The organism is Nodosilinea sp. FACHB-141, assembly GCF_014696135.1.
Classification (GTDB): domain Bacteria; phylum Cyanobacteriota; class Cyanobacteriia; order Phormidesmidales; family Phormidesmidaceae; genus Nodosilinea.
Genome location: NZ_JACJPP010000018.1, coordinates 76223 through 100334, shown reverse-complemented (window position 1 = coordinate 100334; position 24112 = coordinate 76223). Strand labels below are relative to the sequence as shown.

19 protein-coding genes are annotated in these 24112 nt (G+C 56.5%); 4 read left to right on the top strand and 15 right to left on the bottom strand.

The window, feature by feature from the left end; genetic code table 11:
- Positions 1-8: 8 nt before the first annotated feature.
- Together H6F59_RS18800 and H6F59_RS18795 are read right to left on the bottom strand one after the other, a co-directional pair.
- Complete coding sequence (locus tag H6F59_RS18800; protein ID WP_190703751.1) at positions 9-683, bottom strand: hypothetical protein; 675 nt, start codon at positions 681-683, stop codon at positions 9-11.
- Positions 683-3463, bottom strand: coding sequence for an efflux RND transporter permease subunit (locus H6F59_RS18795; RefSeq protein WP_190703747.1), 2781 nt, complete (start codon positions 3461-3463; stop codon positions 683-685). Before H6F59_RS18795 ends, H6F59_RS18800 begins: the two co-directional genes overlap by 1 nt.
- Before the next feature lie 137 nt (positions 3464-3600).
- Between H6F59_RS18795 and H6F59_RS18790 the strand changes: the two genes are divergently transcribed.
- Positions 3601-5229 (top strand): cyclic peptide export ABC transporter, encoded by a 1629-nt coding sequence (locus H6F59_RS18790; protein WP_190703741.1) that lies wholly within the window; start codon positions 3601-3603, stop codon positions 5227-5229.
- Here H6F59_RS18790 and H6F59_RS18785 read toward each other — a convergent pair.
- Genes H6F59_RS18785 through H6F59_RS18775 form a run of 3 tightly spaced genes read right to left on the bottom strand, consistent with a single transcriptional unit; the run spans position 5187 to position 8576 of the window.
- Positions 5187-6296: a sulfotransferase gene (locus H6F59_RS18785; RefSeq protein ID WP_190703737.1), complete on the bottom strand. Its 1110-nt coding sequence runs from the start codon at positions 6294-6296 to the stop codon at positions 5187-5189. The genes H6F59_RS18790 and H6F59_RS18785 overlap by 43 nt on opposite strands.
- 8 nt (positions 6297-6304) lie before the next feature.
- Positions 6305-7693, bottom strand: coding sequence for an aspartate aminotransferase family protein (locus H6F59_RS18780; protein WP_190703718.1), 1389 nt, complete (start codon positions 7691-7693; stop codon positions 6305-6307).
- 37 nt (positions 7694-7730) lie between these two features.
- Positions 7731-8576: a squalene/phytoene synthase family protein gene (locus tag H6F59_RS18775; protein ID WP_190703715.1), complete on the bottom strand. Its 846-nt coding sequence runs from the start codon at positions 8574-8576 to the stop codon at positions 7731-7733.
- Positions 8577-8978: 402 nt separating this feature from the next.
- Between H6F59_RS18775 and hpnH the strand changes: the two genes are divergently transcribed.
- On the top strand, positions 8979-9989 hold the full coding sequence (gene hpnH, locus H6F59_RS18770; RefSeq protein WP_190703712.1) for an adenosyl-hopene transferase HpnH: 1011 nt from the start codon (positions 8979-8981) through the stop codon (positions 9987-9989).
- Positions 9990-10067: 78 nt separating this feature from the next.
- On the opposite strand, the gene H6F59_RS18765 is transcribed toward hpnH, so the two are convergent.
- Positions 10068-11249: a sugar MFS transporter gene (locus H6F59_RS18765; protein ID WP_190703709.1), complete on the bottom strand. Its 1182-nt coding sequence runs from the start codon at positions 11247-11249 to the stop codon at positions 10068-10070.
- Between the two features lie 213 nt (positions 11250-11462).
- On the opposite strand from H6F59_RS18765, the gene H6F59_RS18760 reads away from it, so the two are divergent.
- Positions 11463-11684: a hypothetical protein gene (locus H6F59_RS18760; RefSeq protein ID WP_190703706.1), complete on the top strand. Its 222-nt coding sequence runs from the start codon at positions 11463-11465 to the stop codon at positions 11682-11684.
- Between the two features lie 47 nt (positions 11685-11731).
- Here the strand turns inward: H6F59_RS18760 and H6F59_RS18755 are convergent, their stop codons facing one another.
- From H6F59_RS18755 to H6F59_RS18745, 3 genes are read right to left on the bottom strand one after another with little or no spacing between them, the layout of a single operon-like run.
- Positions 11732-13993 (bottom strand): family 1 glycosylhydrolase, encoded by a 2262-nt coding sequence (locus H6F59_RS18755; RefSeq protein ID WP_190703703.1) that lies wholly within the window; start codon positions 13991-13993, stop codon positions 11732-11734.
- A gap of 17 nt (positions 13994-14010) precedes the next feature.
- Positions 14011-15273 (bottom strand): UDP-galactopyranose mutase, encoded by a 1263-nt coding sequence (glf, locus tag H6F59_RS18750; protein WP_190703699.1) that lies wholly within the window; start codon positions 15271-15273, stop codon positions 14011-14013.
- 23 nt (positions 15274-15296) lie between these two features.
- Positions 15297-16301 carry a glycosyltransferase gene (locus H6F59_RS18745; protein WP_242021560.1) on the bottom strand — a complete coding sequence of 335 codons (1005 nt, stop codon included), beginning with the start codon at positions 16299-16301 and terminating at the stop codon, positions 15297-15299.
- A 1242-nt stretch (positions 16302-17543) separates the two neighbouring features.
- On the opposite strand from H6F59_RS18745, the gene galE reads away from it, so the two are divergent.
- Positions 17544-18551: a UDP-glucose 4-epimerase GalE gene (galE, locus tag H6F59_RS18740; RefSeq protein WP_190703691.1), complete on the top strand. Its 1008-nt coding sequence runs from the start codon at positions 17544-17546 to the stop codon at positions 18549-18551.
- Positions 18552-18722: 171 nt separating this feature from the next.
- Here the strand turns inward: galE and H6F59_RS18735 are convergent, their stop codons facing one another.
- The 6 genes from H6F59_RS18735 to H6F59_RS18710 form a co-directional block, all read right to left on the bottom strand.
- Complete coding sequence (locus H6F59_RS18735) at positions 18723-19061, bottom strand: signal peptidase I (protein WP_190521179.1); 339 nt, start codon at positions 19059-19061, stop codon at positions 18723-18725.
- A gap of 27 nt (positions 19062-19088) precedes the next feature.
- Positions 19089-20075: a glycoside hydrolase family 43 protein gene (locus tag H6F59_RS18730; protein ID WP_190703688.1), complete on the bottom strand. Its 987-nt coding sequence runs from the start codon at positions 20073-20075 to the stop codon at positions 19089-19091.
- Between the two features lie 84 nt (positions 20076-20159).
- On the bottom strand, positions 20160-20924 hold the full coding sequence (locus H6F59_RS18725) for a phytanoyl-CoA dioxygenase family protein (RefSeq protein WP_199325869.1): 765 nt from the start codon (positions 20922-20924) through the stop codon (positions 20160-20162).
- 255 nt (positions 20925-21179) lie between these two features.
- The gene (locus H6F59_RS18720; RefSeq protein ID WP_190703681.1) at positions 21180-22028 is read right to left on the bottom strand and encodes an MBL fold metallo-hydrolase; all 849 of its coding nucleotides are present in this window, start codon (positions 22026-22028) and stop codon (positions 21180-21182) included.
- A gap of 114 nt (positions 22029-22142) precedes the next feature.
- Positions 22143-23858 carry a GTPase HflX gene (gene hflX, locus H6F59_RS18715; RefSeq protein WP_190703678.1) on the bottom strand — a complete coding sequence of 572 codons (1716 nt, stop codon included), beginning with the start codon at positions 23856-23858 and terminating at the stop codon, positions 22143-22145.
- Between the two features lie 35 nt (positions 23859-23893).
- Positions 23894-24112: a hypothetical protein gene (locus tag H6F59_RS18710; protein ID WP_190703674.1), complete on the bottom strand. Its 219-nt coding sequence runs from the start codon at positions 24110-24112 to the stop codon at positions 23894-23896.

Here is a 24112-nt window from a genome sequence, read left to right as displayed (position 1 = left end):
GGATGTTATTAATCTGATTTGAAAAGAGCAAACGTGATCTGCTCTAGGGTTTTGAGTGCTTGGAGTGAGCCGCTAATGAATTTTAGAGCCGCGATCGGGCGTTTCAAGAAGCTGCGGGCGAGAGTGTTGGCGCGGAGGCTACCGTCTGGGCCGATCGCCCCCGCAATATCCGGCAAGTCGTGGCCACAGTCATCGCTGATTACTCGCAGAATGGCAACCTTTGCCTGAGGCGTGGTTGCCAGCAGTACGGCACTTTCCATATCCACTACAGCGGCCTGGTAGCGATCGCCCAGCCGCCGCTTTTCTGCCACCGTCGTGATCACGCGATTGCACGTTAACCCCGTCCCCACGGGAACCCCAAGGCGTTGGGCCAGCTCGTCGGTGAGGGTGCGATCGCACTGATAGCCTTTTGCATTATCGCCCCCGGCTGCATCCCAAACCTGCTCAAGCAGTAGCGCGTCTCCCACCGAATGCTGGGGCAATAGACTGCCGCCCAGGCCGATCAACAAAATTTCCTGGTCTTCAAAGCGCGATCGGTCTTTCCAGGTTTCTAAAAATGCTCGAAATGCCGCTGGCCCCGCTGGAACAGCAACCACCGGGGGCGCATAGGGAATCGCTTTCAGACCCCGCACCACCGCTTGATATTCGGCCCCAGCGGGCACAAGAATCACTTGAACTGCCATCAGGCCGACCGCTTGGTGAGCTTGAGCCAGCCATCTTCGAGCAGGGTGTAGAGCACCGGCACCACCACTAGACTCAGCAGGGTTGAGGTCAGCAACCCGCCAATAATGGCGACGGCCATGGGCTGCCGCAGCTCGGCCCCCGCCCCAAAACCGAGGGCAATCGGCACCATGCCCAGCACTGACGAAACGGTGGTCATCAGAATGGGGCGCAGCCGCACCAAGCCCGTTTTTTTGATGGCGTCGGTGCGCTCAAGCCCGGCCCGGCGCAGCTGGTTGATGTAATCCAGCAGCAAAATCGCGTTTTTGCTGAGTAATCCCAGCAAAAACAGCAGGCCTAACAGCGAGACAATGCCAAAGTCGCTGCGGGTAATCCATAGGGCCAGCGTCGCCCCAACGACCGAGAGCGGCAGCGATAGGCCCACCACCGCCGGTTCTAGCAGTCGCCCAAAAGGCACCAGCAGCACCAGCAGCATGCAGATCACGGCCAAAATTAGAATGCGGCCAAAACTGCCCAGCACCTCTCCAGCCCTGGCCGAGTCGCCCGCCAGGTCAATACGGACACCGGGGGGCACCACCGATTCTGCAATTTCTACCACCTGGGCGGTGGCGTCGCCTAAGGCATTGCCGTCACTCAGGTTGGCGCTGACGATGGCGACCCGCTCACCGTTCTGGTGGCTGATCTCTACGATCGCATCGGCAGTGTTCTCGGCTCCCGAAATGCGCACATCGGCAAAACCGGGCAGCGCTTTCACCTGGATCTGAATCTCAGCGGCGGCGGTTTGCAGCGCTGTCAGATCGTCGCCCACTAGGGCCACCTGGAGGGGTTTTTCGCCGCCGGTATCGACAAACTGAATGTCTTCAACGCTGGTTTCTAAGCCCGCTCGGGTGGGCAAATCCTGGCGGAGCTGGGCCTGCACGGCGGCGGTGTTGCGATCGCGCTCCTCCCGCAGCTGGATATATAGACTGCCCTCGTTGGGTCGCCCCCGTCCGCCCACGGTAGTCAACACCGACTCGACCTCGGGCAGCTGAGCCACCGCCGCCTCCAGGTCGTCGGCTTGCTGAAGGGTCCGCTGCAAGAGCTGCGATCGCCCTGCTTCTGCTGCCGCTTCTGCTGCCGCCGCCGCCTGTGGTGCACTTAGACCCGTCGGTAGCTGTCCGGCTGTCGGTAGCTGTCCAGACTGCGGTAGCTGGGCTCCACCGGGGCGCTGGGGCAGGGGCACCCGGTAGTTCAGCAAAAACTGCCCCTGGTCGAGCTGGGGAATAAACCCCTGGGGAATCAGCGGAATAATCGCAATGCCTGCGACCAGGCTGGCGATCGCTAGCCCCACCACCATCCAGGGATGGCGCAGTGACCAGGCGAGCAGGTGGCTGTACTGTCGCTCTAGCCAGGTGCTTCCCACCGTCTCCGCCAGGAGCGCGGTGGCAGCGGGGTCAGGGGGTTCGAGGGCAGCGGGAGCAGGGTTGGCGGGGGCAGCGGTCTGGGGCGAGCCAGAGGCCTTTAGCCAATACACCGCCAGCACTGGGTTCAGGGTGCGGGCCACTAATAGCGAGAACAGCACTGCCGCCGACACCGTCAGGCCAAAGGGCTTAAAAAACTGCCCTACGGTGCCGCCCATCAGCGCCACGGGCAAAAATACGGCCACAATGGTCAGCGTCGAGACTGTCACCGTCAGGGCAATTTCGTCCGTTGCCTGCAAGACCGCCTGTCGCGGAGTCGCCCCCGCTTCCAGATGGCGCATGATGTTTTCAACCTCAACGATCGCATCGTCGACAATGATGCCAATCACGATCGCCAGCGCCAGCAGCGTAATGGTCTCCAGGTTAAAGCCATAGATGGCCATGACGATCGCCGTGCCTAGCAGCGACAGCGGAATCGACAGCGCCGTAATCACCGTGGCCCGCCAGCTGCGCAAAAAAGCCAAAATCACCAGCACCGCCAGCACGATCGCCTCCACCAGCGCATCGATGGTGGCTTCGGTCGACGCGCGAATGAATTCGGCCTGGGTGGCGGCTAGGGCAATCTCTATCTGGGGCTGCTGCTCGCGGATTTGTGCGATCGCCGTCTCGACGCGATCGACCACCTCTAGGGTGTTGGCCTCGCCCTGCTTCACCACCTGAACCGCCAGCGCCGCTTCCCCATTAAACCGAATGAGCGTCGGCGGGTTTTGTAGCTCCGCTAAGAAACTGCCCTCACCACTGGCGGCGGCTCGGCTACCGGTCCCCCGCAAATCTACCCGCAGCACTCCGGGAATGTCGCGCAGCGTCGGCAAGATCTCAGTTTCAACCAGTGCCGTTAGCTCAGCTGGGGGCAGCTCCTCACTGGTTAGGGCATAGCTAATTGCGGTCGCCTCGTTCAAGTTAAGCGGGATGATCTCATAGTCAAACCCGGCCGCCAGATCAGTCTGGTCAATAGCCTGCTCGACTGCAGCCGTGGTTTCCTCCAGCGCGGCATTCACCTCAAAATTCAGCCGTAGAATTGCCCGCCCCGGCGAGGTGGTTGAGTCGAGGCGAGACAAACCAGCTAGAGGTTGCAGCTGGGCCTCCAATGGCACGGTAAGCTCAGCTTCTGTCTCAGCTGCCGTCTCAATGGGGGCGGTGGCGTTGACGAGCACCACCGGAAAGGTGATGTCGGGAAACAAGGCATACTTCAAAGAGCTAAACGCTAGCAGCCCAGCCACCCCAATCACAATCCAGCAGAAGATCGCCAACCCACGGTTGCGCAGGGCAAATCGAGAGAGATTTAATCGTTCTCGCAGCTGGTTGAGGTTAAGGCGGGGCATCGCTTTAGTAGGAGAGAAACGCAGATATCATAGCTTGTTCAACCGGTTGATCAGACTGGGCCTAGGCCTGTCACCGCCAGCACCGATCGCCATTCAGGCCCCCAGACTTTGGGTGCACCACCATTTGCGAGACTGCCATGAGCTTAGTTTTATTTCTCTTGCAGACCTCTGGGCCAGCCCTAGGGATTGCCCTGGCCACTGGCCTAGTGAGCGGTAGCTGTAGTGCCGCTCTAATTGCGCTGATCAGCTACACCATCGCCCAGGGGGTGACTGGGGGGTTAGTGGCGGCAGCGTTTGTGGGGTTGGGCGCGATCGCCCTGACCACAGCGATGGTGTCGCGCATTTTGCTGGTGCGGTTTTCCCAGGCGGCGGTGGTGGAGCTTCAGCTCCAGCTCTGTCGCCAGATTTTAGCGGCGGAGCTGAAGTCCTTAGAAAGTCTTGGGTTGCCCAGCCTGCTGGTGCTGCTCACGGAGGATATTCAGGCGATCGCCGCCGCCGCCGGGGTCTTGCCCGTTTTGATGATCAATATCGCGGGCACTGTGGGCTGCATGGTCTACGTGTCGTGGCTGTCGTGGCAGGTGCTGGCCCTGGTGCTGCTAATTACCCTAGTGGCCTCGTTTAGCTGTCGCTGGTTTCTGGTGGCGGGCCGACGCGGCCTAGCCGCTGCCCGCAACCACCAAGAGCGGCTGTTTCAGCATTTCCGCAGCTTGATCGACGGCATCAAGGAGCTAAAACTGCACCGTCTGGGCCGCCAAGACTTCTTCGAGCTCGACCTCCAGCCCACCGCCCTTCAGGTCAAGCACTACAACCAGCAGGGGTTGAGCCTGTTTGCCGTGCTCGATAGCTGGGGCAAGTTTATCTACTTTTTTGCGGTCGGGCTGGTGCTGTTTGCCCTGCCGAATTGGGTGGGCATTAGCCCCAGCACCCGGGTGGCCTACGTGCTGACCTTTACCTACCTGCTGGGGCCGATGGAAAACCTGGTGAACAAGCTGCCGCTGCTGGGTCAGGCCAGCGTGGCCCTCGACAAGCTCAAAGCCCTGGGTCTGAGCATCAATGCCCCGATCGCCGCTGCCGCCGTGCCGCCCATCGACCCAAGCTGGCAGCGGCTAGAGCTAAAAGGGGTCACCCACAGCTATCGCACCGACCAAGAGGGCACCGAATTCACCCTAGGGCCGGTGAATCTAACTGTGCATCCCGGCGAGCTGATTTTTATTATTGGCGGCAACGGCAGCGGCAAATCGACCCTGGCGAAGGTGCTTACGGGGCTATATCGCCCCCAAACGGGAACGATTTGGCTAGATCAGCAGCCTATTGATGAGCAAAATCAAGAGTGGTATCGGCAGCATTTTTCGGTGGTGTTTGCCGATTTCTATCTGTTTGATCGGCTGCTGGGACTGAGTAGCGAGGCCGGCGACAGCCAAGCCCAAGACTATTTAAAAAAGCTACAGCTCAGCCACAAGGTGCGCATTGACCAGGGCCGGTTTTCGACGGTGGATCTATCTCAGGGGCAGCGCAAACGCCTGGCCCTGCTCAGCGCCTACATGGAAAATCGCCCCATTTATCTATTTGACGAATGGGCTGCTGATCAAGATCCCGCCTTTAAGCAGGTGTTTTACACCCAGTTTTTGCCCGACCTCAAGGCCCAGGGGAAGACGGTGTTTGTGATCAGCCATGACGACCACTATTTTTATGTGGGCGATCGCATCCTCAAGCTCGACTACGGTCAGATCGAGTTTGAGCAGAGCCCTGCATCCTTTAAGTCATAGCCCCAACGCTGAAGGTAAGTTTGCCAGTGGTGTTCAACCTTAGTAATCGCTTCGGGCTCTAGAGAATACTGGTTTTGCTGGTAGTCTCCTAGACTCGCTAGATAGGTTTCAAAATAGGGGCGCGCTGCCTCAAAACTGGGCAGTTCTAGCTGCTCAAATAGCTTTTTTAGCACCGGCAGTGGCTCGGTCTGCAAATCCTCAAAACGCACCTCTGCAAACTGTTCGGGGGGCAGATCGGCCGTATCGGTTCTGAGAGCCTCTAACAGAAACGGGTAGCTCTCCAAAACCAGCGATTCAATCGGTAAATCGCCGTAGTCTTGCAGCGCCAGTTCGGGCAGCAGCCGCGTAAAGTAGTGCCGCGCCGAGGAAAACACCCGGTAAGGGTTGCGATAGATGTGAATGAACTTGGCCCCCGGCCACAGCTCCCGCAGATGGCGAATATAGCCGGTATAGATTGGGTTTTTAATCAGCAGCGAGCGGTGCCCTTGGTGCACCGAAACCTTCCGCAGCAAATGGCGATGCAGGCGTTTCCACCGCTCCACATCGGCGATCGCACCGCCAAACACATCTCGCCGAAAGTGAGTTTCGAAATGCTGAGGAAAGTACATGCCGTGGTAGTACGAAGCTGCCCCCATCGTCGCCAGGGGAATGGAATCTTCCTGGGGCGAGGTAGGCGTGACCGCCACATTATCGACGTAGCGATCCTGAGGCAGAGCCTGCTCTAGCAGCGGCTCTAGCGATCGCACAATGCCCAAAACATCCCACGGCATTCCCGTTGCCAGGGGGGTAATGTAGCCAAAGGCGGGGCACTGGGCCATCACATTGTGCAGATGGGTGGTGCCCGATCGCCAGTAGCCGACGATAAAGACGGGGTCGGGCATCGGCTGCTTTGGGGACAGGGCAAACGCCACCTGTTCCGCCGTTGAAAAAGGCCAGCGGGCCAGCGACACCGCCAGAGCTAGAGCCACCTGGGGGCAGCTGTTAACCGCGGGCAATCCATTTTCGCGCAGTAGCCTGAGCAGGGTCGGTGGGTTGCTGCCGCACAGTGGATGAAACAGGCTGGCCATGGCTGGGGCTACCGGGCTCCGGCTTTGGTTTTCATTGCCTGGGTGGCTAGGGTTTTGCCAAATTCCCAGGCGGCACCCGGCACCCGGTGAGCGTCGGCCACTACGTCGGTGACGGCCTCGACAATCCAGCGGCGATCGCTATCTTGCAGAGTCAAGGGCGGAATAAATTTGACCACATTCATGCCGTAGCCCGCCACCTGCGACAAAATTCGGTGGCGAGTAAACAGCGGCACCGTGATGATTTGGGAAAACAAGCCCCGGTTGGCGGTTTCGAGCATCTTCCACGACATTTTTAGGGTCAAGCTCTTGGGTTCGCCAAACTCCAGTGCCATCATCATGCCTAGGCCCCGCACTGCTTTCAGGCACTCGTACTGGCCCACCAAAGGCTGCAAATCGGCCACAATCTGCTGCCCCATCTGCGCCGCATGGTCAATCCAGCCGTCGGTTTCGAGTACGTCGAGGGTGGCCAGCCCTGCCGCCATAGCCAAATTGTTTTTGCCAAAGGTGCTGCCGTGAACCACGGCGCGATCCATGCGGTTAAACACTTTGTCGAAGATCCACGACCGACAGGCCACGGCCCCTACCGGCACGAACCCACCCGACAGGGCCTTGGCCATACAGAGCAAATCGGGCTCGACACCAAAGTGCTCGACCGCCCACCACTTGCCCGTACGACCTAGCCCGGTCTGCACCTCATCGGCGATGAACAGGCTGCCGTATTTGCGGCAGAGCGCCGCCGCCCCTGGTAGGTAGCTGGCCTCTGGAATCCATACTCCGTGGCCCTGGATAGGCTCGGTGATAAAGGCGGCCACGTCTTTGCGGGAAAGCGCTTGGTCTAGGGCAGCCAGGTCACCGAAGGGAATTTCGATGAAGTCGGGCAAAAAGGGGCCAAAGCCTGCCCTGAAGTGGGGATCGCCCGTGGCCGACAGAGAGCCCATGGTTAGACCGTGGTAGCCGCCAGAGCAATAGACAATCTTGCTGCGCCCGGTGGCGTGGCGGCTGAACTTGATCGCCGCCTCGACGCTTTCGGTGCCGGAGTTGGCGAAGAAGATGCGGTCTAACCCTGGTGGCGTGATCTGTTGTAGCTTTTCCGCTAAAAGCCCCGACAAAATCGAGACATCCATCTGCACCAGGTTGGGCAGTTCTGCCGTTAGCACATCCTGTAGGGCCTGCACGACTTTGGGATGGTTGCGCCCCAGGGCAAAGACGCCAAAGCCGCTGAGCAGGTCGAGGTAGCGATCGCCCTGGTCGTCAAATAGATAAGGCCCCTCCGCGCGCACGTAGTGGCGATCGAACCCGATCGTTTTGAGTACGTTGACCATCTGCGGGTTGAGGTACTGGGAGTGCAGCGAGAAATTGTCTCGCTGCCGCTCGGCGATGCGATCGAGAATGTTCATGCACTAGGGGGGTAGAGAGGGGCAGTAGGCGATCTAACTAGACTTTAGTCATAAGTTCGATCGATTTGCCAACGCCGAGCAGCGGCGTCACGATCGCCATCACATCGGCTCGGGTGAGCTTTTCTCGTCCCTGGGCCAGGGCATCAATGGTGGCGGTGGCCAGGGCAAGGGGAATGCGGCAAAACAGCAGAGCTGGTCCCTTGGGCAGAGCTTGGGTATAGGCGTCGGCCATTCTGAGGTTGCGGCGAGCGTAGCGCTGCATGTCATCCGCCGTCCAGCCCTCCGGGAAAAAGTCGACGCCGCGATCTTTATCTTCTAGATGATTGCGCAAAATGTTGACCGATTGCAGGCCGCGCCCAAAGCCGATCGCCTCCATCCGGCTGGTTTCGGTGCCGTCATACCAGGCCCAGAGGTCAGACAGCATCAGCCCGACGGCCCCGGCCACGCTAAAGGTGTAGCGATCGAGATCGGCTTCGGTTTTGATCTGCCAGTTTTGCTCGGCCCAGTAGGCCATGCGATCGGCCATGGCGGCAGTGGCATCCCAGATCCGAGGGGCGATGGTGTCGGGGGCCAGCAAGGCCCATTCGCCAATGCGTAGGGTCACCTCTTCGAGCTGTTCGCTGTAGTCCTCTAGCCCCGCCGCAAAGTCAGCTACCGCTGAGGATTCTGTGCCCGCCTGTAGATTGAGGCTAATTTGGCGCAGCAGGCTAATTTTAATGCCGCCATCTAGGGTCGGATGGTCTTCAATCTGGTCGATCGCCCGCATGCACAGGTACGCAGATGCCACCGCTTCCTGAAGCCCAGGAGGGAGTAAGCTGATCGGGATGAAAAATGTTCGGCTGGTCTCTTTTAGCAAGTCCAACGCAGATTTAATCGACGGCATTGAGCGCTCTCCTCACGTTGCTTTGGCTTTCAACCATACTGGTTGACTTTGATTCTGTAAGCTTTAACAGAGCATTAACGATGAATCAACTCGAATGGACGGTATCTGGGGCTACTTAAGCATCTAGGGTACCTGTAGTCGGCTACTTGGCCACGGGCAAAGTTTAACCGCATATTACACCGTCAGCCCCAGCGGCGTGCCCTGGGCTAAAACTCCCAACAGCGATCGGGGTCTAGGCGCACACAGAATGGGGGCAGAGACAACCGTTTTTGCCAAAATGAATTACGGTAGTTGGGTAATCACCATCAGGGTTCGAAGCATCTACAATCGCCGTGACCTAGGCAAGCCGCCCGGTTTAACGATGATGCTGACGAATTCTCCCAATCCGAGGAGTGAAAAGAAATGGCAATCAGTCTGCAGCAGGCCCTGGGCGTGGGGCAATATCTTGTCACTCAGCGCCTCAAAGGGCGTAAGCAGTATCCCCTGGTGTTGATGCTAGAGCCGCTGTTTCGCTGCAATCTGGCCTGCTCGGGCTGCGGCAAAATTCAGCATCCCAAAGAAATTTTGAAGCAGAACCTGTCGCCCGAAGACTGCTTTGCGGCGGCGGAAGAATGCGGTGCCCCGGTGGTTTCGATCCCCGGTGGGGAACCGCTGCTGCACCCTCAGATTGACGAGATTGTGCAGGGTTTGGTAGCGCGCAAAAAGTTTGTCTACCTCTGCACCAACGGCCTGCTGCTCGAAAAGAGTCTCGACAAGTTTACGCCGTCGCCCTACCTCTCGTTTAGCGTTCACCTAGACGGCATGAAGGACCTGCACGACCGCTGCGTCGATCGCAAGGGTGTCTTCGACATCGCCATCAGCGCCATCCGGGCTGCCAAAGCGCGAGGCTTCCGAGTCACCACCAACACCACCGTGTTTGAGGGCACTGATCCCCAGGAAATCCAGTCTCTGTTTGATTACCTGACCGAGCTGAAAGTAGACGGCATGATGGTGTCGCCGGGCTACAGCTATGATTGGGCCCCTAACCAAGAGCACTTCCTCAAGCGCGATCAGACCAAAGCGCTGTTTCGAGAAATTTTGGCCCCGTTTACGGCGGGCAAAAAAAAGTGGGAATTTAACCACAACCCGCTCTTTTTAGACTTCTTGACGGGGCAAAAAGACTACGACTGCACCCCCTGGGGCAGCCCCAGCTACAGCGTGCTGGGTTGGCAAAAACCCTGCTATTTGCTGAATGAAGGCCATTACGAAACTTTCCAAGAACTCCTCGACAACACCGATTGGGAGAAGTACGGCCACAAGAGCGGCAACCCCGAGTGCGCCGATTGCATGGTGCACTGCGGCTACGAGCCGACGGCGGCAGAAGCGGCCATGCAGCCGCAGAATATGCTGCGCGCCATGGGTAGCCTGTTCTAGCTAGTAGCAGAAGAGCGAACTGTATCCCCCTGAATCGACCTTGAGACTAGCCCTAGCGCCAGTCTCAAGGCTGTTCTGCTATTTCTTGGGGGAGCGGATGAGCCAGTAGTGTAAACCACCCATGGCGATCGCCATGGGCAGCATCAACAGGGGAATCACCCCCAGGTCTGACCGGCTGGTCACCCAGCCCAGCCCGGCAGGAATCAGTGCTGCCCCCACGCTGGCGGCACTGGTGGCAAAGCTCACGGCAGCGGGAACTAAGGCTTCTGGCAAGCGCTTGGGAATCAGCCAAATAATGGTGGGAAAGATGGCCGCCAGGGCAAACCCAACCAGGGGTAAGCTGACTAATGGGTTGGGCAGTTGCCACCAGCACAGCAGCCCGACCAGCAGCAATCCCAGGGACGGGGTGATAGTACGGATAGCGCCCAGCGATCGCAGCAGATAGCCTAGCCCAAAGCGCCCCACGGTTAGCCCCAGCCAGTAGGCGCTAACGCTGTAGCCCGCCAGCAACGGCGGCGTCGAGCGAGCGATCACCTGCACGCTGTAGGCCCAGTTGCTCAAGGACGCCTCAACACCCACATAGACAAACAAAAACGCTCCAAACAGAAAGACGATCGGGGTGCGCAGCGCTCGCTTTAGGTGCGTCCCCGCTAGTGAATCTTGTTCGGCGGGTCGTTTCACTATGGTAGGGTAACGGCAAACCAAGGCGGCGAACACGCCCACCATCAACAGGCTGGTGAGACTGGCCAGCACGCCATAGACCTGCCGCCAGCTGAGGCCTACCGCCAATAGCGTAGTGGCAATGGCTGGGCCGGAGCATGCCCCAATTCCGTAGAAGCCGTGCAGGGTCCCAATCAGGTGGGCGCTGCGAGCATCTTGCACCATAGCCGTGTTGATCCCGGCATCGATGAACCCAATGCCTAACCCCAGCAGGGTGCCCGCCGCCACCATTAACAGCCAGAAGGGAGCCAGGGCATAGGTGAGCAGGGCTAACGTCAGCAGACTGGCCGCCCCCAAGAGCATGCGCCCCAGCCCCAACCGATGACTGACGAGGCTGCTGGTGAGAGCTGCTGTAATGTAACCGGTGATTTGGCTGACAAAGAGCAGCGTTACGGTGGCCGGGGTCAGGCTATAGGCCGTCAAGATAGAGGGCAGCAAAACCCCTAACCCTGCTTCGGCGATGCCAATGGCAATAAAGGCGTAGAAGTAAATCGCTACGCCAATCCAGAGGGACGGCAATGGCTTTTTGGCAAGGCGCATAGACGATACTCCAGAGATGCAGTGGGGCGAGGAGCTGCGATCGCAGGTTTCAGGTTAGTCGGGCGCTGATGGCAACGACAACTTAGGGGGATGGTTAGCGATCGCCGAGCCTCCTGGAACCATCGCTGAATTGCTGCTTTTTTCCAGCAAAAAGCCCCACCGTCTGGGGCCGGGTTAAATTGCTCCTGAGCTGAGTCACTATCTCGGCGCGAGTTGACTCCGGCCTACTTCACCCGCCTGTCTGAGCGGGTGCAAGAGCAGGCTGAAGCCAGCATCACCGACTTGGTCCTGATCGCCATCGAAGACGACGACTCGGTTACCAACGCCGACGTAGTTTCTTCAGAGCAAGGCAACATCAAACGGCTGCTGGCCGACAGTGTCCTGGCGGAAGTAGCTGCGACCATCTCTACCGGGCCGAACGGCTCAGTACGTTGATGTTGAGCCGCTAGTGGTTTATCAAGCAAGACACGAAGCCGAAATCCCTAAACATGAACCCGATCGCACTCATGCAAATACTGGGCGATCGCCCGATCCAGATCTGGCAGCAAAATCCCACGTTCGCTGCTGAGCACACTGTAAGCGGGGCGAGATGCCGCATAGCCAAAGCTTTGGGTGGAGCAGGGTTGAATAGCGGATGCATCTACTCCGGCAAGCTGCGCCGTCTGACGAGCCAGGTCTGCCCAGGCTATCGCTCCTGGATTAGCTAGGTGCCAGATACCGCGCTCTCCATCAACCAGCAAGTCAAGGCTGGCATTCACCAGATCGGGAACATAGGTGGGGGACACGATCGCATCCTCCGCTGCTAAAAAGGGCTGCCCCGCCTTCAGGGTGCGGAGGGCAATCGTCAGGAAGTTGTGATCGTCCCAGGGGCCAAAGAAAGCACTGGTGCGAATGACTAAAGAATCGGGATGGTGGTGTAGCACCTGACGTTCTGCCTGGGCCTTGCTGTGGCCGTAGACATTCAGCGGCGCGACGGGATCGCTCTCCAGGTAGGGCTGTTGGCGATCGCCATCAAACACCAGATCTGAGGAAAAGGTGATCAGCCCAATATTGCGCTGCGCACAACTCTCCGCCAGAATGGCGGCCCCATCGGTGTTAATGCTGCGGCACAGGTGAGACTCCCGCTCTGCATCATCGACGCGCACATAACCCGCCGCATTGATCACAGCCCACGGCTGCATCTCCGTCAGCACCTGCTCAACCATGGCTGGATTGGTAACATCCATATCCTGTCGACTCAGCAGGCGGTAGGGAATGCCCCGTACGTCACAGATGCGAGCGAAGGCTTGACCGAGTGTGCCGGTCGCTCCGGTGATCAGGAGGGGTGATGGGGTGATGGGTGGATGGGTAGATGGGTGGGTGAGTGAGTGGGTAGATGGGAAATTAGCAGAATCTTCTGAGGTGTGGGTATGGAAACAGGAAATAGGGGGATAGAGAAGCCGATCGCTCCGCTGCCACCAGCCGGGAACTTCCAGGAGGGGATGATTGTAGGGCTCGCCGTGGGAGAGGTGGCGGAGCATGGTGGCGATCGCTGTGGGGCGGGGTGAGGGCGATTGCAGCGTGCTGCTGCATGGGGGACGCACGTCAAAGACGCCCGGCTCGTAAAAGCACTCGTCGCGGGTAACGAGGCTGTTCCAGTCGTAGGCACCAAGAAGTGACCAGGCGGTGACGGCCCGCAGGTCTACCCCCTCCTGGCGCAGGTGCTGAGCGGCATCCCAAATTTCCTTAAGCCAGCGCAGTTGTTCCTCGCGGGTGCAGCCTAGGTGAACCTCGGTGACAGCGATGGGCTGGTGGTAGCGTTCCCAGACTTCCTTTAGCAAAGTCTCGGGAGGACAAATGCCTTCCTCACAGACCCGAACGGCTTCCACATCGGCGTATTGATGCCGCCCGTTGCCGCCGTGGGTGTGGATTGGGTAGCGATCGAGCCGTTCATCTAGGAAGCGATCGCTGGTCAAGTAGCGGTTAATGCCAAAAATATCGGGCGGGCAGGGATGATCGAGAAACCAGTCTAAATCCGATTCCTCAGTTCCGCTCTGACGCAAATAGTCCCATAGCTCGTGGCTCCGATCTACCCGGCCGCAGAGCAGATCAAAGGATAGCCATCGCCGCGCATTTTCAAAGGCAACCTGATAACTCAACAGCGGTGTACCAAAAACCTTACCCAGGTCTTCGGTCTGCACCAACTTCGCCGCCGGGTTAACGCGACGAATGGCCTCCATGGATAGGGCAACCCCACGGCATTGGTTGATCAACGCTCGAATAAAGCTGCGATCGTCCTGGGCATGGGGATACCAGTGGCCATACAGCCCGCTGAAGCGGGCGGTGGTCAGAGGTTCATTGACTGGGGTGTAATATTCCAGCCAGGGGTAGCGGGTGGCAACGGCCTGGGCAAACTCAGCCAGGCCGTTGGCGAACTCCGGGTCTAGCAAGCTGGTGTGAGGTGGACCGCTGCCGTGGTGTACTAGGCCAACAATGGGACGAATCCCAATATCGTCTAGGTACGCTAATCGCTCGTCTGCCCAGCTCCAGTCGGCTTGCTCTGGGCCATTGGGGGCTGTGCGTTCCCAAAGAATCGGGTAGCGAATAGCCTGGATGCCCAGGTTGGCAAAGCAGTCGAGGTCTTCGATGCGGGTATCGTGACCATTGCGCTGGAGCTGATCAAAATAGCGATCGCCCACCCGGTTCACAGTACATTCAACGCCACCCCAAAGTTCCAGCTTGGGTAACATCTGGTCTGCACTCATCACACGCTCACTATTGCTCAACGAGATTTACCATTTGTTTCGGTTTTGCCTGCCGCCACAGGGGTAGCAGAACGGCTAGAGCCATTGCTGGAAACAGCCTTGAAGGAGCCATTGCCATTGCCGTTGCCATTCGACATCGGAACAACAGGCTGCTTTGCCGGCAGGCTTTCTTCCCTGGGGTGCCAGCTGGAGCGGTTAGATAGCTGGGCATGGAGTGCCAAGGCCTGAGCGACCACCTGATCCATGTTGTAGTACTTATAGGTGGCGAGCCTTCCTACAAAGTGAACCCCCGGTTCGGCATCGGCTAAAGCTTTGTACTGCTTGTAAAGTTCGGCATTTTCGGGGCGCGGTACGGGATAGTACGGATCGCCTTCGGCCTGGGGATATTCGTAGACAATACTGGTCTTGAGATGTTCTTGCCCGGTCAAGTATTTGAACTCGGTGACCCGGGTATAGAGGTGCTCGTTGGGATAGTTGATAACGGCCTGGGGCTGATGCACTTCCTCGTTCAGCGTTTCATGTTTGAATTCGAGGGAGCGGTAGGGCAGCTTGCCGTAGCAATAATCAAAGAAGCCATCCACTGGGCCGGTATAAATCATTTCCTTGTAGGGAATGACATCCTGAATTTCCCGGTAATCGGTGTTGAGCATGATCTTGATGTTGGGATGCGCCAACATCTGCTCAAACATGCGGGTGTAGCCGTGGAGCGGCATAGCCTGATAAGTATCGGTGAAGTAGCGATCGTCCCGGTTGGTGCGGGTGGGAACGCGAGCGGTAACGGACTTATCTAATTCGGAGGGATCAACGCCCCACTGTTTGCGGGTGTAGTTGCGGAAGAACTTTTCGTAGAGCTCTCGACCCACTTTGCTTACCACTACATCTTCAGAGGTGCGAATGTAGTCTTTAGTTTCAGCGAGGGAGGCTAAAAATTCCTCAACTTCAAAGGCGGTCAGCTTCAGCCCATATAGCTTGTTGATGGTGTCCAGATTGATGGGAATCGGGACTAATTGACCATCTACGCTGGCTAAAACTCGGTGCTCGTAGCGTCGCCACTCGGTAAAGAGGGACAAATATTCAAACACATCGCGGGAGTTGGTGTGGAAGATGTGGGGGCCATATTTATGCACCAAAATCCCGTCTTCGTTGTAGTGATCGTAGGCGTTGCCACCAATGTGGTTGCGAGTGTCTACAATCAGAACTTTTTTGTTTTGCTGAGTTGCTAAGCGCTCTGCTAAAACACTGCCGGCAAATCCAGCACCAACAATTAAATAGTCAAACATGGGGCTACTCCTTGCAGTGAAAATTAGATCGCTACCTGGTCGATGTTGGCTGCGATCGCCGTTGGATATTTGGTCTTGGCCGAGGTGGTCTCGGCCGGGGTGGTCTTGCGGGCGTTGGCGGCGATCGCCTCCTCAATCCGGTCATTCATGGCCTGCCAGGTCAAATCCCAAGAGGTTTGAGCCAGCCGGGCATCAACCCGATCGAGCCAGTCGGAAGGAGCCTGGCTCTGGGCAAGAGCAGCGGCGATCGCCTCCACAAACTCCGGCACCGTATCAGCAATGTGAACTAGGTTCTCGTCGCCGTAGGGCCGCACCACATCTCGAATCGAGGTCGATACCACAGGTTTTCCACCAGCCAGGTATTCCGGCGTTTTGGTCGGGCTGATGAAACGGGTCGATTCATTGCGGGCAAAAAGCAGCAGCGCCACATCCCAACCGGCTAAATAGTGAGGCAATTCTTGATAGGATTTGCCCCCCAAATAGTGAATATTGGGACGCTGGGGGAGGGAGGCCTCGTCAATTTTGACGACTGGGCCAACCATGACCAAATGCCAGTCAGGCCGAGCCTGGGCAATTCCATCCAACAACTCCAGATCCAGCCGCTCATCGATCACTCCATAAAATCCCATCCGGGGATGGGGAATATCTGCTTGATCAGGCGGCTCAGGCAGGGGCTGTCGAGCTTGAGCAAAGTGAGCTGCGTCGATGCTGCTAGGAAAGGCGTGGACACTCGAATGCTGGTGCTGCTTGGCTTCGTAGAGGCTATGTCCGCCCGTAAATACGAGGTCGGCTAGCTCAAACAAACGAGCTTCCCAAGCTTGTAGTTGAGGATGAGCGCCTTTGAAAGCGGAAAGCTCATCCATGCAGTCATACACTACAGCGGAGGCAGACAAATGATGGGTAAACGGCACCGCCATCGGCGTGTAATACCAGAGGATCGGCTGTTGAATTTGAGCCTCGGCAAACAAGGTATTCAGCAACTGTTGCAGAGAGAGCGTATATTCTTCGTCGCTCAGGCTTTCGGCCATATGGGGAACAACAATCCAGACCCCACAATCACGCTTGCTAATGTCGAGATAGGAAGTCTCTTCAGAAACGGCGATCGGCTCCTCTACGATAAAAACGCGGCGTGCCTGAGCACAACGGTTGAGCAGATGTTGGGGCCGCTGATATACAAAGTCCCATCGCAGATGAGAAAAGCAAATTAAATCTGATGCTCCAGGCGCTGAGGCTTCTAGTTTCGTACCTTCAGGCCATCGTAAGCCGAGGGATGCAGCACTTTGCTCTTCTAAACTGGGCTGATCTTCTATCGATCTTTTATCGGATAGCTTTCTATTTAAATAGCTCTCTGAAATATAGTGGGTCGACATTTTACCTCCCAATTTGCAGGCTTAACAAGCTAACGTTTCCAAATCGTGGTCTATTCTTGGAGCTAATACAGGCGAAATCCTGATGAAATTCCATAGCTTGCACAGCTATCCATTGCAAACAATCAATTTCTCAATTCCGCAAGATATTTGCTCTTAGCCACCACTTCAGGCATTGCTAAAGATATCTAGTGGGGCTGACACCTACAGAGTAGGGGGTTTGTTTCTACTGGGAACATCTCTTTGGGTAGAAGTTTAAAGAGCCAAAAGTAATGTATCTCTGCTACATAGACTGTTATTTCTAGAGGTGATTGCTCAACTAGGCTAACGAGAGTCGCTATCTGCGGGAAGTTTGGTAGCTCATTTGCGCTACAACAATGCGCTGATTTATTAACGATCGCAGCAGTTGTTTGAGCGCGATCCGCTGAAAAGTGACTATGGTTTTTTGCTCTCAGTGAGGCCGAACTAGTTCGCCTACGTGCGATCGCTTGTCAAGACGGAAAAACGGCGAAGAAGCTTTACTTTTGATGATGCGTCGTGTCCTTACCCACCTCAAATCGATCGGCTACCGCATTGAGCAATTACTTCTAGAGTTAGAGGAATACGCGGCTGTTTTTTACTATTCTATTGAGTTAAGCCTAAGGGCTTATCAATAACCTTCATAGAAATGGTAGATTCTTAAAGTTAATTAAAGGCCTGTTCGTTCTTTAGAGACTGTATCCATTTCTCTAGCTTTCTTGGGATAAACATAGGATGAGCGCAAGAATTTGTGTGTTAACTTTTATTCTTGACGTTGGTTCTTTTTAAGCTTAAATGAGCTTTGGTTGCAACGAACAGATATTTTTTGGATTATAAAATCTCTCTAAAGACGGTTGAAAACGTCATTCAAATGTGGGGACTACCATGCCTGAAAAATCGATGATTTTAGTGACGGGAGGGGCGGGATATATTGGCTCCCATGCAGCCCTAGCTTTGCAGCAGGCAGGGTATGACCTGTTGGTGCTGGATAACTTATCGAATGGCCATCAGGAGCTTGTGGAGCAGGAATTGCAGGTAAAAGTAGTGGTAGGCGACATTAGCGATCGCCCCTTCCTCGATCACCTCTTTTCCACTTACCCGATTGCCGCTGTAATGCACTTCGCCGCCTACATTGCTGTGGGGGAATCGGTCACCGATCCCGGCAAGTACTATCGCAATAATGTGGCCGGAACGTTAACGCTTTTAGAGGCAATGGTTGCGGCTTCGGTGAAGCAATTGGTATTTTCGTCTACCTGCGCGCTGTATGGCACTCCCAAGTTTGTGCCCATCACCGAAGACCATCCCCAAGAGCCCATGAGCCCCTACGCCACCAGCAAACAAATGGTGGAGCGGATGCTGGCAGATTTTGATGCAGCCTATGGGGTAAAGTCGGTTCGCTTTCGCTACTTCAATGCGGCAGGAGCCGATCCCGATGGACGATTAGGCGAAGACCATGCGCCGGAAACCCACCTTATTCCGCTGGTGCTGTTGGCAGCACTGGGCAAGCTGGAAAGCATTGCTATCTTCGGCACAGATTATCCTACCCCTGATGGTACCTGCGTTCGCGACTATATTCATGTTGCAGATTTGGCCCAGGCTCACGTTTTGGGTTTGCAATATCTGCTAAACGGCGGCAACAGTGATGTGTTTAATTTAGGCAACGGGAGCGGTTTCTCTGTTCGTGAGGTGATCGAAGCGGCTCGTCGGGTAACGCAACGGGAGATTCAGGTGGTAGAGCGCCATCGACGCCCTGGTGATCCCCCCACTTTGGTTGGCAGCAGCGATAAGGCTCGCAGTGTTTTAGAATGGCAACCCCAGTATGCTGATCTCGACACAATTCTCACCCATGCGTGGCAATGGCATCAGAAGCGGCATGGTAGCGATCGCCCCTAATTGCTTCTATAGTGGCCCAATCCTTAGAGGGATTCGAGAGGGTTGAGGGCTGCGGTAAGGCTTGGGTTGCTGAAGAGTGGACAGTCGGGACGGCTATCCCACAAAAACTGCCCTTGAGATCCCCAAGGCTCAAATGCTCTCTCTTGTGGAATGGGCCTCTGGCCCGTCCGTTTACCATCGAACGGTCAGCACCACAGAATCTTCTTCTGCCCGCCAAAAGTGAGCAATGCCGGGCAGCCAGAGAGCGTAATCTCCCTGTGTGGCCAGGACGGTTTCACCATCGGGAAACTGTAGACAAAACCGACCGCTAATCAGAACGGAGAGGGTGGTGGTTTCAGCCGGGTCTGTCCACTCGGGGCGGCAGTCGCCCGCCTTATGAACGCCCCATTTCACTTCCACTGCCGAGGTGGCGCGGGGGCTAATAGATGGGGTGACAAACGAGCCGACAAACCACCCTCGCTTTTCTTCCCCATCGCTGTAGGCGTTACCCGTAGTTACGTTTGATAGCATTTCAATACCCTGCTTAAACCCAATTTCTTAAATGTCTTGTGGTGTCCAGGTTGGACCGTAACAGCGAGGTCCTTCTGCTGTCCAAAGCAGCCGATCGATGCACATTCGCCGTGCCGTCATCTCGGGATCCCAGGCATGGTAAACCACGTATTCAGTGGAGTTGTCAGGATGCAGGGCGATCGAGTTATGTCCCGGACCTAAAACATAGCTAGGATGCGATCGCAACACCCGTGGCCCCTGCTCATTCCCCGCATCTGAATAGGGCCCCAAAACGTGATTGGCCACGCCATAGTCAACGCCATAGCTCTCGGTTTCCCACCGGCCACCGCTGTAAAAGCAGTAGTAGCGATCGCCATGCTTACGCACGCAGGGGCCTTCTAAGGTATGCCAATCGTAGGTGCCACCGTACATAGGGCGATCGGCCAAAAACCGTTGCCAATCGTGCCGCGCCCGCAGAACGACTTTGGGTTCTCCAGCGAGGGTGGTCATGGTTGAGAGGCGATCGACCACTAGTGCCGTGCCCGCCCGCACCCCTGCTTCCGTATCTAAAAAATCCTGAGCATAGAAGAGATACCACTGCCCATCGTCATCCTGAAAGGGGCTGGGATCAATGGCAAACGCACAGGAATTGGGATCAATTAACGACCCGCCGACATCTTGAAAAGGCCCGAGAGGGTCAATGCTGGTGGCGACCCGCAGCTGATGGTTTTTATCCCCATGCCCTACGGAGTAGTAAAGATAGAAGATGCCTTCGTGGTAAGCCACTTCCGGTGCCCAAAAGTTATCCCCCAAGGCGGGATCAGGCCGCAGCAGAGCATTCCCGGCAGGTTGCCACTGGATCAAATCCTCGGATGTCAGTAGTGGAAAGACTCGCCGCTTGTGCAGCTCATCCACCTCTCCAGCCGCTTCTGCTGGCCCCGTGCCGATCGCATAATAAATCCCCTGGTACTGCCACACGAATGGATCGGCAAAATACTCTGGGTAGACCGGATTGGTGTAGGTTTGCGGAGCCATTGTTGAACCGGGGCTAGGGTTTAGCGATCGCAGGAGGTAGCGCTCAACAACCTCCTGCGATCGCTAAACTCGCGCCTCCCGTGACTAATATTCGAACTTTACGTAGGTTTCCGTGGCGTTGTCGGCTAACTGTTCTACGGTGTTGCACCGGAGCAACTGCTGCTGTTGCGGTGACAACTTATTGTAATAGCCCTGCTCCAGGGTTAAATCTACCTTATGGGTGTGAAGCCAGTGCATGACGTAGCCCATCACTATCATGGGGCGGGGTTCGGGAGTAATATTTGGAGTGCCGCGGTGGAGAGCCAGGGGCGATCGCACCATCACATCTCCCAGCTGCATATGAAATTGCTCCATCTCAATTTCGCCCGCTCGAAGTTTGACTAACCCTTCTTCACGGGAAATCACATGGGTCCCCCGCGCCATCTCAAAGGGGCCGTTGTCGGCGGTGACTTCGACTAGGGGAAAGTTGATTGCCAGGGCATAGAGCGGTGTCACAATTTGGTCAGAAAAGAGGGGGCGAAAATCGCGGTGAATGTCCTGATATTCCGACCCCTGCATGGGAATATCGGCGGCCAGTTGCACCAGCTTATATTCTTGATAAAAAACGCGATCGAGGATGCCCAGAATGGTTGGGTTAGCAAAGACTTCGGGGTTGGCGAAGGGGGCAACCCAGGGCAGAGTCACATAGCCGCGCGCAGTACCCCTAGGAGCGACACCGCCCGGTTGTTGCTGCCGCTTCTGAAATAGGGCATCAAAGGCGGCTTTCCATTCGTCAATCAGGGCGCGATCGAACAGCCCGCGAATGATGCAGATTCCATCTCGGTTTAAGTCTTCTGCAAGTTGGTCCAAATCGGCTGAGCTAAACGTTGTTTTCTGAATGCTCTGAATCATTGCGCAATCCGCTAAATGGGGGCGTTAGAGTGACATCGTGCCGCTAAAGATCGATAGGCAGAGCAAAATGTAACCCTCGACGTATTTCTATTCTCCCCATTGGTAGAAGCGGAATGCCTGTGATTCTGACGATTCTTCAAAAATCTCAATTTATTTCATGCGAACCCCTTATCACCTGCGATTCTCACGGTAGAGGCATTGCCGGCAATGTCCCTACCGTAGTGAAGATTCTGGGGACGAAGATTTAACGAAGGTATCCAGTTCAACGGCATCATGGCTACAGAAAAGGCGCACGTCGTTAGGGCGATCGCACGACAACTGCCACAACCGATCCTGATTCTGTAGCCGGGCGGTGCGATCGGCTTCCATCATCCACTGATAGGCGCGCAGCCCTGGGGTGCAGTGGCGCTGCGATGGGTTCATTTCATCTCGATAAAAATAGGCGTCGCCGGCGTGCAACAACCAGCCCTCAGCGGTTTGAACGGCAATTCCCGCGTGGCCGTGGGTGTGCCCCACCAAGGGAATGAGCAGAATTTCTGGGGGCAGTCCGGCCAAATCTCGAACCGCCTCAAAGCCAAACCAGGGTTCTCCTACCGCTGTGTAATATTGCCAGTGCTTGACCTGATCCCACTGGTTAGGGCGATAGCGCCGACTAGCGATGAAACCCTGGCGATCGCGGGCTGTTTCTATCTCGCTTTGCATGATGTGAACGGTCGCCTCGGGAAAATCTTCTAGGCCACCGGCATGGTCAAAATCGAGGTGGGTCAAGACAATGTGGCGGACATCACTGGGGGAAAATCCGAGGCGCTGAATTTGCTCAACAGCGGTGTATTTGCGATCGAACTGAATGTTGTTGAAATGGATGAAGAATGGGCTGAGCCGTGAGTAGGGAGCCTCAATATCTTGTAGCCCAAAGCCGGTGTCAATGAGCACCAGTTCGCGATCGGTTTCGATTAGCAGACAATGGCAGACGAGATGCGCGGTGAGGCCGCGGCTGAAGCCATCAAAGAGAGAGCCACCAAGGGGACACATGCAGCCACAGTTGAGGTGATGAATGCGCATAAGCTTTTCCTCTGGTTAATCAAGGAGTTGAGTTTGGATTGTTACAGCTAGATACCTATTCAGGGTTTGTGGCCACACGCCCAACGGGTTGAGTTTGCGACCTCAAAGGGACATTTATTTAGATGGAATAATCTCAGGCGATGTTATGGCGTGGGCATCGATGAACTGGACAAGGCGCTGTCGAAGGGTTTCTAGACCTAGGCGCTCGGTGGCAGAGATGAAGAGGGCGTTGGGGTAGGTTTGTTGGGCCAGGGCCAGGGTTTCGCTGTCGGTGCGATCGACTTTGTTGAAGACGAGCAGCACATCGTCGGGGGATGAGGGCAATTCGTCGAGCACTTCTTGGACGGATTGGATGTGGCGTTCCCAGGCGGGGTGAGACAAATCGACGACGTGCAGGAGGGCGTCGGCTTCGGTGACTTCTTCCAAGGTGGCGCGGAAAGCATCCATCAGCGCGGGGGGTAGGTGGTGGATGAAGCCCACGGTATCGGTGAGGAGCAGATCGCGGCGATTGCCCGTGTCAGGATCCATAACAGTCAGGCGGCGGGTGGTGGGGTCGAGGGTGGCAAAGAGCTGGTCGGCAGTGTAGATATCGGCCTGGGTGAGGGTGTTGAGCAGGGTAGATTTGCCAGCGTTGGTGTAGCCGACAAGGGCGATCGCAGGCATGTCCTGATTTTCTCGCTGGTGGCGCAGGCGGGCACGGTGGGCCTGCAGCTGGTCAACTTCTTGCTGGAGCTGGTTGATGCGCCGCTGAATGGTGCGCCGTTCGGTTTCCAATTTTGTTTCCCCAGGGCCACGGGTGCCGATGCCTGCCCCCAAGCGCGACATGGCTTGGCCGCGCCCCCGCAGCCGGGGCAGCATATATTCCAGCTGGGCCAGTTCTACCTGGAGCTTGCCCGCCTGCGATCGCGCCCGCTGAGCAAAGATATCCAAAATAACCTCGGTGCGATCGACCACGAGTAACCCAATCTGTTCTTCCAAGTTGCGCGCCTGGGTGGCCGAAATATCCCGATTAAAGACAACCAAATTGGCTCTAGAACGCTGGGCTTCCAGGGTCACCTCTTCCACTTTGCCCTGGCCAACCACCGTCTGTGGGTCGGGGCGCGATCGCTTTTGCTGCACCATGCCGACTACTTCCCCCTGGGCGCTTTCCACCAAACGCACAAGTTCGCCAATGCTGTCTTCAAACTGTTGCTCGGTCATGCCCTCGGCCATCACACCCACCAGCAAAACGCGATCGCGATCGGCTTGCCCGGTTGGCGCGTCGGATAGATCAAATCCCGCAGCCTGGATATCGCGTTCCCATTCGTGAATGCGCTCGTCAAAGTCTTCTTCGAACAGGGTGTTGGGGGCGATCGCTTCTACGGTCCACGGCTGTTCTGGGTCGGGAACGATGTGGGCTAGGTGCATCTGTTGGATGGAAGCATCGGCTTTGTCTTTGCGGTGTTTGTTGCCTTTGGGGTCGGCCACGATTAGCACCACCAGGGCATCTAGCCGTTGGCGCATCAGAGCGATGAAAGCGCTGGGGTCGGGAGGCTGAAACTGGACCGTTATGCAGCGGATGCCGCTGAGGCGATCGCCGCTGCGACGAGGCAGATCGGTTTCAGCAAGCTGCGTTTGCAGGGGAGTACCGACTCCCACCCGAATGATTTGTCCGCGACGGTTGACGTAGCCGCTGATGGGATGGTGAATGGTCTGACTGAGGGTGGCGAGTTGCTCAGCGATCTCGGGGGTGAGCAAGCGATCGCCCGGCAAGCGCTGATCGTAAAGCTTCTCTAACTGTTTAATATGGCTGGATTTAATCCCTTGAAGATTGCCGTGCACTGTTGCCATGGTGGTCCTCGCGGTCGGTGATTAAAGGGTTGACATTAGAACCAATCGGTCAAGAAGGTGTCGTCTTCGAGGGGCAATAGTTGCTCATCAGATGGCGCGATTTCGGTTTTGGCTGAAGCCAGGAAGCTCCCCTGTTTGATTTGCTCTTCCAGGGACGTGAGGAACAGGTCAGCGGCTTCGATGGCCTCTTCAATGGCCCCTTCGATAAACTGATCTCTGGTTTCCAGGCGATTTTGGGATGGTTCGTTGCTCAT